9 protein-coding genes and 1 pseudogene are annotated in these 10,596 nt (G+C 69.5%); 4 read left to right on the top strand and 6 right to left on the bottom strand.

All coding sequences use genetic code 11. The annotated features are described in order from the left end of the window. Positions 1 to 306 precede the first annotated feature (306 nt). Positions 307 to 3,417 (bottom strand): annotated as a pseudogene (locus tag AB0L00_RS31495) (Tn3 family transposase). Positions 3,418 to 3,637: 220 nt separating this feature from the next. Between AB0L00_RS31495 and AB0L00_RS31490 the strand changes: the two are divergent. The 4 genes from AB0L00_RS31490 (at position 3,638) to AB0L00_RS31475 (ending at position 5,697) form a co-directional block, all read left to right on the top strand. Further along, complete coding sequence (locus tag AB0L00_RS31490; RefSeq protein WP_364440701.1) at positions 3,638 to 3,979, top strand: metalloregulator ArsR/SmtB family transcription factor; 342 nt, start codon at positions 3,638 to 3,640, stop codon at positions 3,977 to 3,979. A gap of 3 nt (positions 3,980 to 3,982) precedes the next feature. Continuing rightward, complete coding sequence (locus AB0L00_RS31485) at positions 3,983 to 4,489, top strand: SRPBCC family protein (RefSeq protein WP_364440700.1); 507 nt, start codon at positions 3,983 to 3,985, stop codon at positions 4,487 to 4,489. Further along, a complete protein-coding gene (locus AB0L00_RS31480; RefSeq protein WP_364440699.1) occupies positions 4,489 to 5,109 on the top strand; it encodes a dihydrofolate reductase family protein in 621 nt (206 codons plus the stop codon). Before AB0L00_RS31485 ends, AB0L00_RS31480 begins: the two co-directional genes overlap by 1 nt. A 174-nt stretch (positions 5,110 to 5,283) precedes the next feature. After that, the gene (locus AB0L00_RS31475; protein WP_364440698.1) at positions 5,284 to 5,697 is read left to right on the top strand and encodes a nuclear transport factor 2 family protein; all 414 of its coding nucleotides are present in this window, start codon (positions 5,284 to 5,286) and stop codon (positions 5,695 to 5,697) included. Between the two features lie 44 nt (positions 5,698 to 5,741). Here the strand turns inward: AB0L00_RS31475 and AB0L00_RS31470 are convergent, their stop codons facing one another. The 5 genes from AB0L00_RS31470 to AB0L00_RS31450 form a co-directional block, all read right to left on the bottom strand. After that, positions 5,742 to 6,791 (bottom strand): aldo/keto reductase, encoded by a 1,050-nt coding sequence (locus AB0L00_RS31470; RefSeq protein ID WP_364440697.1) that lies wholly within the window; start codon positions 6,789 to 6,791, stop codon positions 5,742 to 5,744. A gap of 125 nt (positions 6,792 to 6,916) precedes the next feature. Continuing rightward, entirely contained in the window at positions 6,917 to 7,759 is an 843-nt protein-coding gene (locus AB0L00_RS31465; RefSeq protein ID WP_364440696.1) for an NAD(P)-binding domain-containing protein, read from the bottom strand. Positions 7,760 to 7,844: 85 nt separating this feature from the next. Next, the gene (locus AB0L00_RS31460) at positions 7,845 to 8,825 is read right to left on the bottom strand and encodes an aldo/keto reductase (protein ID WP_364440695.1); all 981 of its coding nucleotides are present in this window, start codon (positions 8,823 to 8,825) and stop codon (positions 7,845 to 7,847) included. A 60-nt stretch (positions 8,826 to 8,885) separates the two neighbouring features. Beyond that, positions 8,886 to 9,335, bottom strand: coding sequence for a hypothetical protein (locus AB0L00_RS31455; RefSeq protein WP_364440694.1), 450 nt, complete (start codon positions 9,333 to 9,335; stop codon positions 8,886 to 8,888). Positions 9,336 to 9,351: 16 nt separating this feature from the next. Next, positions 9,352 to 10,317, bottom strand: a complete 966-nt coding sequence (locus AB0L00_RS31450) for an alpha/beta hydrolase (RefSeq protein ID WP_364440693.1) — start codon at positions 10,315 to 10,317, stop codon at positions 9,352 to 9,354. Positions 10,318 to 10,596: the final 279 nt, after the last annotated feature.

The raw sequence follows: 10,596 nt of genomic DNA, 5'->3' as shown, positions 1-10,596 counted from the left end.
GGCGGTGATCCGTTCGCCGTCCAGGGTGATCCGCAGGCGCAGCACGCCGTGCGTCGAGGGATGCTGCGGCCCGATGTTGAGCGTCATGTCCTCGCCGCCGCTTCCCATTGCCCAGCACATCCGCGAGAGGCGACCACCAGCACCGAACGAACACAGACGCCATGACCCCCAACCTCCACACCTTCAAGATCATCCGAATGTGGGTTCCGGGCTTACTTGGGCTGGACCCGATGATGCCCCAGGGTCGTCGCCGGCCCGGCTGGAGGCCACAGCCGGGCCGGCGTATGGCGGTCCGGATCTCCTTGGTCAGGCGACGGGCCCTGCGGGGAACAGTGCGCGGGGTTCCAGGTCCAGCCGGGTGGTGGGGATCGCGTCGGGCGGGTCGAGGTCGAGTACCAGGTCGCCGAGGCGGCGGATGGTGTGGGTGATGTACGGGGTGATGGTGGCCAGGTCGTCGTGGTCGACCGGGTGGCCTTCGGCGGCCAGCGCGTTCGCGGCGTCGGTGATGTCCAGCGCGGTGGAGTAGATCGCGCAGTTGGCGATCAGCTCGTTGAACTTGACCGCCAGTTCCTGGTGGTCGGGGTCGTTGTGGCCGATCAGTTTCGCGCCGACCATCAGCCATTCGGCGTAGCCGTGGAAGGCCTCGGCCTTGTTGGTGATCGCGGTGATCTGTTCCCGCAGCTCCGGCTCCGACAGGTACCGCAGCAGGGTGATCGTGCGGATCACCCGGCCCAGCTCCCGGAACGCCCGGTACAGCCGGTTCTTGCGCGAGTGGTTGCCGAGCCGGCGCAGCAGCGTCACCGAGGACACCCGGCCTTCACGGATGGAGATCGCGGTGCGCAGCAGGTCGGTCCAGTGCTTTTCGATCAGGTCCCAGTCGATGGCGTTGTCGCCGAACAGCGCGTTGATGTGCTGATACCGGGTGCGTGGGTCGGGCCGGTAGAAGATCAGGTCGTGCCAGTTGCGGATACGCGGCAACAGCTCGAACTACCCCAGCAGCGCGGCCAGGCCGAACACCGGCAGCGACTGGCCCTGGGTGTCGGCGTGGATGGTGTCCGGCTGGATGTCGGAGTTGTTGCGCAGCAACCCTTCGATGATGTAAACGGCCTCCCACACCCCGCACGGGATGAAGTGCGAGAACAACGCGATGTAGGAATCAGCCACGTGCCGCATCGCGATCCCGCCGTAGCCGCCGTAGCGGATGTGCGACTCGGCCAGCAGGTTGTTCTCCCAGGTGTCCACCTGTGATCCGTCGACAGCGACCACCTGGCCATCGCCCCAGATCCCGGCCACATCCAGCTTGGCGAACTCGTTGATCACATCCGTCGAGCCCCGGTACACCTTGCTGGGGTCGGAGTGCTTACTACCGGCCGTGTAGATCTCGTGCGCGGACACCTTGCCGCGCATATGGCGGGCGACCTCGGCCGGGCCGAGGTTGGTGCCGTAGGCATAGGCCGTGGTCACGTAGCGGCCTAGGGTGTCGCGGATCTTCGGGTCCGACCCCGACGCCGGCCCGAAGTGCCGATGCCACCCGGTCAGATACGCGGTGCGGGTCAGGATGTCTAGCAGGCTGCGCTCCGGGAGCCGCTGGTGGATCGCGGCCTCCAACGCGATCGCCGATCCCCGCCGGTCGGCGCCCTTGCGGCGCTTGAGTACCGGCCGATCGCCTTCCAGCACCAGATCGGTGTTCGCCGGATACCCGGCATCAACCTGCGCAGCGGCACTCGTCAGCTCGTGCCGGTAGTGCGCCACCAGCTCGGCCGCCTCGGTCGGGATACCGGCCTGGGCGCAGAAGTCCGCGGCCAGCGGCCGGCACTCCTCCCAAGGCATGAGCTGGGCGTGCAGGTTGGCGAACGAGTCCGAGCCGGCCACCGCGATGTCCCCGGACCGCAGCTCGGCGGCCAGGTAGGAGAACACACAGACCTCCAGGTGCCGGCGGGCCAGCATCCCCGGCCGCTGCTTGTCCCGCAGCACCTTGCGCCAGGCATCGCTGGCGAAGGCGTCCACGTTCACGCTGACCGTGCCCTGCCGGCCGTCCACCTCGACGCTGGTCGTCTCCGGTATCCAGTCGCTGCGCCGGTCCCGGTTGACGCGGATGAACTCCACCGCGTCCAACACCGACGCATCCGCGCTGGTCGCCTCCAGCCCGATCGCGTCGACCAAGGTGAACAACACCGGCCGGTGCGAGCGGTAGAACCGCTCCAGCAGCGGCAGGTAGTTGTTGCCGTGATACGCCGACACCGCCTCCTGCGCGGCCGCCAGCTCGTCGATCCCGCCAGCGTCGGCCAGGGCCTTGAGCACCAGCCGGCCCGCCCGTTCCTCCACATCCTCGGCGTCCGGACCAGGCCCGTCGGTTACGAGCCTGTCGGTTCCGGGCGCCTGGCCGGGGCGGGGGTCGGTGGGTGTGGTGGTCTCACGGGCGGCGGCCAGCACCTCGCCGAGCACGCCGATCAGCCGCTCGGTCTCGGCGCGGTTGGCCGCCTGGATCTCCTCAAGTCGCTCCCGGCCTTTCTTGTGCAGGGCGGCCATCCGCTTACAGAACATGGTCACCACCTCGTCCCGCGCCGCGGTCCGGCACTCGTGCACGAGACTGATCAGCAGCGTCAGCCGCTTGTCCTCGTTGAGGACCTTGCGCATGTCGGAAGCGTCGGTCACCCGCGCCTCACCGGCGAAGTGCGCGATCTTGCCCGGAGGTATCCCCTCCAGCCACTCCTCGGTCGGCCCCAGCGCGTCCAACCCAGCCAGGTACGCCAAGCGGTCCTTGAACTTGCCCAGCGTCGCCGCCTGCGCCGGATCCTTCAACCGGTCGAACTCACTACGCCGCGTCGCCGGGTCGACCAGGAGCAGCCGCTCCAACCGCGCCCGCTGCATCCGGTCCGGCCGGGCCGCCACCGTAGTGAACATGCCACCGTTGACCTCGGTGCGAATGGATGCGGCCATCGCGTCCAGCGTCGTGTAGCCGGGCAGCTCACAGCGTTGCCGCACCAACTCGTCCAACGCCACATTGATCAAATCGGCCGGGTTGTCCTTGGACTGCACCGCCGTGCGGATCGCGGCCTCGGCCACCGCCCGCACCTCGGCCGGCGCGTACTTCACCCCCATCCGCGTGCGCACGAAGTCCCGGTGCCGCCACAGCGTCCGATCCGACTCATGCGCCGCCTCCACACCCTCGCCCAGCCCCAGCTTGCCGCGCACGCGCTCGACCACCACCGCCGACACCTCTGCCAGCTTCGGGAAATACCCCAGCGGCTGGTAACACTTCAACAGCACCACCAGCGCCAAGAAATGCTGCTCGGTCGTGGTCTTCGACCGAGCCCACTCGACCTCGTCCGTAGTAGGCGTGAACGCCTCGGACAGTTCCCGCGCCGACACCACCCGCTTGAACCGCGGATACGCGGTTCGATCAATCGACGCCAACCCGATACCCCAGCAACGATCACGACCGAGACACCGGCACCATAGCCACCGGCCCCGATCACCCGTCCACCGGCCCGTGACCAGCAGCTACCAGAGGCTGCGGCAGGTCTCTGGCGTATTCCGGTCCCACCCCCTCGAGGGTCGCCCAGCATCGGAACGAGAAGTCGCGGTAGGCGGTCGCCCAGTTGACGCATACCAATATGGGCATATGATTGCGGCCATGGCACGAGCAGCGACGACGTCGGACGTCTTCAATGCGATCGCCGAGCCGCAGCGCCGGGAGATCCTGATGCTGCTGCGGGCGGGTGAGCGGCCGGTGACCGAGTTGGCCCGGGAGCTGGGGATGACCCAGCCGGGGGCATCCAAACACCTGCGGGTGCTCCGGGAGGTCGGGCTGGTGCGGGACCGCAGGGCGGGCAAGCAGCGCCTGTACGGCCTTGACGCCCGCGGGCTGCGAGCGGTTCACGAGTGGACCGGCGGGTTCGAGCGGTTCTGGAACGAGAGCTTCGACCGGCTGGACGCATACGTGCAGGACCTGAAGCAGGCAAGGCAGGAGGAGTAGCCGATGAGCGTAATGGGACGAGGAGCGCCGGCGCAGTCCGCGACGGCCGACCGCGAGATCGTCATCTCCCGGGTCATCGACGCCCCACGGGAGCTGGTGTTCGAGGCGTTCACCGAGGTCCGGCACCTGTCGCGATGGTGGGGACCGGACGGGTTCACCACCACCACGCAGTCGTTCGAGTTCCGCGTCGGCGGGGAGTGGGACTTCGTGATGCACGGGCCGGACGGGACGGACTACACCGAGTGGATCACCTGGACCGAGATCGCCCCGCCGGAGCGGATCGCGCTGCTCCACGGTGAGTCCCGCGGCGACCCGAACGCCTTCGAGTCGGTCCTCACGTTCGCGCCCGACGGTGCGGCGACCCGGATCGAGATGCGCACGGTGTTTCCCACCAAGGAACTGCGCGACGAGGCGGCCGAGAAGTACCACGCGATCGAGGGCGGCCGGCAAACCCTGAGCAACCTGGCTGCCTACGTCACCGAGATCGTTCGGAAGGAAGCGGAGGGCTGATGTCCGGGAAGGTGTTCTTCAGCGTGTCGATGTCGCTGGACGGGTTCATCGCGCCCGAGTCCATCGAGGACTTGATGGGGCAGCGGTGGATGGAACTGCAGCGGTGGATCTTCCCGCAGCGGTTCTTCCGGGAGAACCTGAAGCTTGGCAAGGGCGGCGAGGAAGGGCGCGACAACGACATCGTGCGGGAGACGTTCGAGCGCACCGGCGCGAACGTGATGGGCAAGCGCATGTTCGACGCCGGCGAGCATGCGTGGCCGGAGGAGCCGCCGTTCCACACGCCGGTCTTCGTCGTGACGCACGAGAAGCGTGACCCCTGGGAGCGGCCGGGCGGGACCACCTTCCACTTCGTCAACGACGGCATCGAGACCGCGCTCGACCAGGCCTGCGAGGCCGCCGGCGACCGCGACGTCCGCATCGCGGGCGGCGGCGCGACGATCCTGGAGTACCTGAACGCCGGCCTGATCGACGAGTTCTCGATCGCGTTGTCGCCCGTGCTGTTGGGTTCCGGAATCCGCCTGTTCGAGGGCGTGGACGCGGGCCGCGTGGCCGTGGAGCCGGTCCGCGCGGAGCCTTCTCCGAGGGTGACGCACCTGACCTACGCCGTCCGGAAGCGGTAGGCACACGGCGGACGGCGGACGCGAAGGAACCCCCACACGGTCGGCACGCAGACAAGGTCTGTCCGTCCTCGGCTGGAGGCGGTCCGAGTAGGTCGTCCCATATCGTTGGCGCGGCCAATAAATCCGTGTATCGTTGGCGTAGCCAACGTTGGACGTTCCAATGAAAGGGATGTCGTGTCCACGGATACTCTGATCGCCGACCGTATCGAGATCGCCGACCTGTTCACCCGCTTCGCGCTGCTGCTCGACGAGAAGCGGTGGGAGGACGCGGACACCGTCTTCAGTGACGATGTGGCGGTGCACTCGCCGCGCGGGGGCGAACTCCGCGGCATCGACAAGGTCGTCGGTTTCATGCGCCAGGGTGAGGTCGAGGGGCAGCACGCCCAGCACACGACCACTGACCTTCTGGTGGACGTCGACGGCGACCAGGCGGCCGCCTCGGCGAACTCGCTCGTGTACTACTACCGCGACGGCCAGGCGCCCCACTTCACAGGCGGCCTGCGACTGGCCGGCACCGCAGTGCGGACGCCGGCGGGCTGGCGCCTCCGCGAAGTGCGGATCACGCCCGCCTGGACCCGCGAGAACTGATCTCCCTCCGGGACGCCGGCTCGCCGATCAGCGATGCCCCGTGCTCAGCCGGCGGCGCGGTCGCCGACGGCGCGGCGCCGCGCCGAGACGTCGGTCAGCGCGGGCGAGCGCCAGGCGCCGTCCGCGCGGTACAGGTCGGTTCCGGGCGGCACGATCTCGTCGATCCGATCGAGCGCCGCGTCGTCGAGGGTGAGGTCGGCGCCCTTGAGCGTGGCCTGCAGCTGCTCCATCGTCCGGGGGCCGATGATCACCGAGGTGACGGCCGGGTGCGCGACGGGGAAGGCGACGGCGAGCTCGGGCAGCGTGCAGCCGAGGTCGGCGGCGAGCTGGATGAGCCGCTCCACGGCCTCGTACTTCGCGGCGTTCTCCGGGAGGGCGGGGTCGAACCGGGCGGGCGTCAGCGCGGCTCGGCCGCTGGACAGGTCGGCGGAGCCGTCGTTGCGGTACCGGCCGGTCAGGAAGCCCGAGGCGAGCGGGCTCCACGTCAGCACGCCCATGCCGAGCCGCCTGCAGACCGGCAGCACCGACGCCTCGATCCCCCGGGCGAGCAGCGAGTACGGCGGCTGCTCGCTCCGGAACCGTCCCAGGCCGCGGCGCTCGGCCACGTGGTGGGCCTCGACGATCTCCTCGGCCGGAAAGGTGGAGCAGCCGAAGGCCCGGATCTTGCCCTGGCGCACCAGGTCGGTCAGCGCGGACAGCGTCTCCTCCACGTCGGTGCTGTGGTCGGGACGGTGGATCTGGTAGAGGTCGATCCAGTCGGTGCGCAGGCGGCGGAGGCTCTCCTCGACCTCCTTGATGATCCAGCGTCGTGAGTTGCCGCCCCGGTTGGGTCCCTCCCCCATCGGGAAGTGCACCTTGGTGGCCAGCACGACGTCGTCGCGACGGCCCCGCAGGGCCTTGCCCACGATCTCCTCCGACTCCCCGGCGGAGTACATGTCGGCGGTGTCGACGAAGTTGATCCCCTGGTCGAGGGCCGCGTGGATGATGCGGGCGCACTCGTCGTGGTCGGGGTTGCCGACGGCACCGAACATCATGGCGCCCAGGCAGTGGGCGCTCACCTGGATGCCGGTGCCGCCGAGAACGCGATAGCGCACGATCATGCTCCTGTCAGGGTGGGACGACGGCGATCACCCATGGCGGCGGTCGCGACGCGGCCCCCGCCGCCCGTACGGGGCCGGTGGTGCCGCACCGCCCCGTACCTTAGGAGCTAGAGTCGGCTCTAGATCAAATCCCGAGCGTGCGCGAACTCGGGCTGCCCGAGGGCCTGTCGCGGACTGCTCGGATCCTTTTCATGTGGCGCTATGAGGTCGGCGAGGAGACCGTCGAGGGCCTGGGTGAGGGCTTCGGAGTTGGCGGCGGTGAACCACGTGGTGCGGATGCGCTCGTTGTTTCCCTTCGGGGTCTCGTGATCGGCCGCGAGCTGCTGCAGGGTGCGGGTCTCGTCGCTCAGCGAACGGCCCACCTCCCGGAAGAGGCCGCGGACGTAGCGGTCCGCGTCACCGGCGGCGATGCCGTGGCCGACGGCCCACGACGTGAGCGTGGCGAGATACCGGTAGTGGGTGGTCAGCGTCCCCGTCACTGCGGAGAAGACGTTGAAGGCCGTCTCGTCCGCGACCGGGAGCGCCCCGCCCAGGTGCTCGAAGAGGGAGTCCACCACCGGGTGGGACGGGTACGTCACCGTGACGGAACGGCGTTCGCGTATGGCGGGCAGGGGGATGGCCCGTACGAGCGGGGCATCGGTGGCCAGCGTCCGGCGCAGGTCGTCGTTCTCGACGCCGGACATCACGTTGATCAAGATCTTGTCGTCGGCCACCGTCAAGCCGGCGAGCGCTTCGTGCCGGTCCTGACGGCGTACGGCGATGATCACTATCTCGGAGCGGTCCACCACCGCCTGGTTGTCGGGACACACCCGCACGCCGTCGTGACGCTCGGACAGCTCCGCGACCGTACGGGCTCCTCGAGGGGAGAGGAAGACCTCGGGCGCATCGTCGCCCCGGTGGTACAGGCCGTCCACGATGGCCCGGCCGATCTCGCCTACCCCGATGATGCCGATGCGCTTCACCGTGTCCTCCTCCGTGGTGCGTGGTGGTCGTGACCCGTGTCGGTCTCGGTCGAGTCCGTGTCGAAGGCTCCGTTCGCCATGGGTCTCATTGGTCGATCATGCGGATGCCGTGGTCGCCGTACCGGGATCCTTGGGCGCCGGTGGCGGGAACGGCGGCATCGATGTGGGCGAGGTCGGCCGTGGTCAGGTGCAGGTCGAGTGCGGCCAGGTTGTCGAGCAGGTGGGGCCGGCGGGAGCTGCCGGGGATGGGGACGATGTCGCTGCCGCGGGTGAGGAGCCAGGCGAGGGCGATCCGGGCGGGGGTGGCGTTCTTGGTGACGGCGAGTGCCGTGATGGCTTCGACGATGGTGAGATTGGCCTTGAGGTCGTCGCCGTTGTAGCGGGGGGCGGTCGCGCGGAAGTCGCCGCTTTCGTAGCGCGTGGTGGCACGGACGGCTCCGGTGAGCAGGCCGCGGCCGAGGGGGCTGTAGGCGACCAGGGCTGCGCCGAGGTCGCGGAGTGTGGGCAGGATGTCGTTTTCGACATGGCGTTCCCACAGTGAGTACTCGGTCTGGACGGCGGTGATCGGGTGGATGGCGTGCGCGCGGCGGAGAGTGGTGGCCGAGACTTCGGACAGGCCGATGTGGCCGACCTTCCCCTGGGCGACCAGGTCGGCCAGGGCGCCGACCGACTCCTCGATGGGGACGGAGGGGTCGATCCGGGCGAGGTAGTACAGGTCGATGTGGTCGGTGCGGAGTCTGCGCAGGGACGCTTCGCAGGCGCGGCGCAGGTGGTCGGGTGAACCGTCGGGGACCAGACCTTCGGCGGTGCGCAGGACGCCCGTCTTGGTGGCCAGCACGACGCGGTCACGATAGGGGGCGAGGGTTGAGCCGAGGAGTTCCTCGTTGGCCCCGTCGCCGTAGAAGTCGCCGGTGTCGAACATGGTGACGCCGGAATCGAAGGCTTCCAGCAAGGTGGCAGCGGCCTCGTCCTGGTCGGCCGGACCGTAGCTGCCGGTCATGCTCATACAGCCGAGGCCGAGTCGACCGACCGCTGGGCCGTCGGCGCCAAGGGTGGTGGTGTGCATCGTTCCTCTCACGGGGGTTTCGGGCGTGAGTCGTCGCAGGGGCTGCTTCCGGAGCCGGCGTCACTCCGGCCGGGGGCGTCTCCACAGCAGCGTGACCGCGAGGAGTCCGGCCAGGCAGGGAGCCATGCCGGCCCAGCCCAGCGCCGACGGCAGGCCGGTGTCGCCGGAGGTGTCCTTGGTGAGCAGCCCGGTCAGCCCGACGCTTGTGCCGAGCAGGAACATCACGGTCGCGGCGGAGCGGGCCCACCGCTTGCCCGTCGTGACGGCCCAGGTCGTCCCGAGCCAGGCGATGACGCCGAACGCTCCGATGACGGACAGGACGATCAGGTAGGCGGTGACGGCCGCGTCGACACGCGTCTGGCTGTACGTGGGATAGCCGGCCCGGATGTGATCGGCCAGCAGATGGGCGGTGGCGCGGTCGAGGTAGGGGACGATCGTCGCGATGACGGTGAGTCCAAGGCCGGTGTACATCGCCGCGATGGCCCATCGCTTATGACGTGTCTTCGTCATCAGAGTGCTTTTTCCTTTACACGGTGAGGGAGGCTCGGAGGAACTCGAGGATCTCCGTGCGCGCGGTCTCGGCCTGGGGCGCCACGCCCGGCAGGCTGAGGAACGCGTGCCCCGCCCCGGGGTACTCGGAGAGCCGCACGGGTGTCCCGGCCGTTCGCAGTCGTTCGGCGTAGCGGCGGCCGTGGTCGGCCAGTGGGTCGTGGGTCGGCACCACCACCAGCGCCGGCGCCAGCCCGTTCACGCTGTCGGCATACAGCGGCGAGAGCGCCCGAGGATCGGTACCCGATGGAACGGCGAGCCGCTGGAACAGCTGCAGCTGCGGCACGGCGAGGGTCGGGGTGCGGGCGTGCTCCGTGACCGAGACGTGGTCGAACATCGTCTCGGTCACATCGGCTACGAGGTTGAGGAGTACCTGCGCCTTGAGCCGCAGACCGGCCTCCCTGGCCCGGATCGTGGTCAGGGCACTGATCAACGCGCCGCAGCTCTCGCCGAAGACGGCCGTGCGCGCCGGGTCGATGCCCCACTGCGAGGCGTGCTGCACCACGTACCGCAGCACGTCCCACCCGTCCTCGACGGCCGCCGACAGCGGACTGTCCGGGGCGAGGAGACGATGCTCGACCGAGACGACGACCGCGGGCAGCCGGGCGGCGAGGTGGCTGTTGACCCAGTCGCTTTGCACCGCTGTGCCTACGAAGCCGCCTCCGTGCACGTGGAGCACGAGCGGCAACTCCTCGGCCCGGGCGGCCGCCCTGCCGCCGTTTTCGGCCGCCGGCCGGTATACCCGGACCGGCAGCTCGCGGCCGGGCAGCGCCACCTGCCGCCAGCTGATCGCGGCGCCGGGATCCGGATCCCCGGTGATCGCCCGCGCCGTGCTGGACGCCCGGAAGCGGTTCTCCGCGTCGCGGTAGGCGACCAGCTCCTCGGCCGTCATCGCCGAGAAGTCCGGCTCCGGTGGCCGCGTCACGGCGGTGGCCTCGCTCATGTCTTCTTCTCCCCCTTCCCCGGCCGGAGACCGGGTGTGTCGTGTGGTCATCGCATGCCGGGCGTGGCACAGGTCGTGCGGTTCCGGTGAGGGCGCCCCCTGAGGCTTGACCCGCCGCCAAGCACGTGTCCTTATTATGCACGCGGTGCGTGCAACGGCAAGTGCGTTGCCACTTCGCGCGCGGCGGGGGGCCCCCCCCGGGGCGGCCCCCCCCCCCCCCGAGGCAGCTGGCCCCCGCCCCCCCCGCACCCCCAGACAGCGAAATTCAGAAAGTCGGGG

The sequence above is a fragment of the Actinoallomurus sp. NPDC052308 genome, assembly GCF_040679195.1.
Taxonomy (GTDB): Bacteria; Actinomycetota; Actinomycetes; order Streptosporangiales; family Streptosporangiaceae; genus Actinoallomurus; species Actinoallomurus liliacearum.
The sequence above is the reverse complement of the archived record's forward strand: the minus strand, read 5'-3'. Positions and strand labels throughout refer to the sequence as shown.

What these genes read in the sequence shown, in the direction of transcription:
- AB0L00_RS31485 (WP_364440700.1), top strand. Translation starts at nt 3,983, where the DNA reads ATGAGCGTAATGGGACGAGGAGCGCCGGCGCAGTCCGCGACGGCCGAC.
- AB0L00_RS31490 (WP_364440701.1), top strand. Translation starts at nt 3,638, where the DNA reads ATGGCACGAGCAGCGACGACGTCGGACGTCTTCAATGCGATCGCCGAG.
- AB0L00_RS31480 (WP_364440699.1), top strand. Translation starts at nt 4,489, where the DNA reads ATGTCCGGGAAGGTGTTCTTCAGCGTGTCGATGTCGCTGGACGGGTTC.
- AB0L00_RS31455 (WP_364440694.1), bottom strand. Translation starts at nt 9,335, where the DNA reads ATGACGAAGACACGTCATAAGCGATGGGCCATCGCGGCGATGTACACC.
- AB0L00_RS31460 (WP_364440695.1), bottom strand. Translation starts at nt 8,825, where the DNA reads ATGCACACCACCACCCTTGGCGCCGACGGCCCAGCGGTCGGTCGACTC.
- AB0L00_RS31450 (WP_364440693.1), bottom strand. Translation starts at nt 10,317, where the DNA reads ATGAGCGAGGCCACCGCCGTGACGCGGCCACCGGAGCCGGACTTCTCG.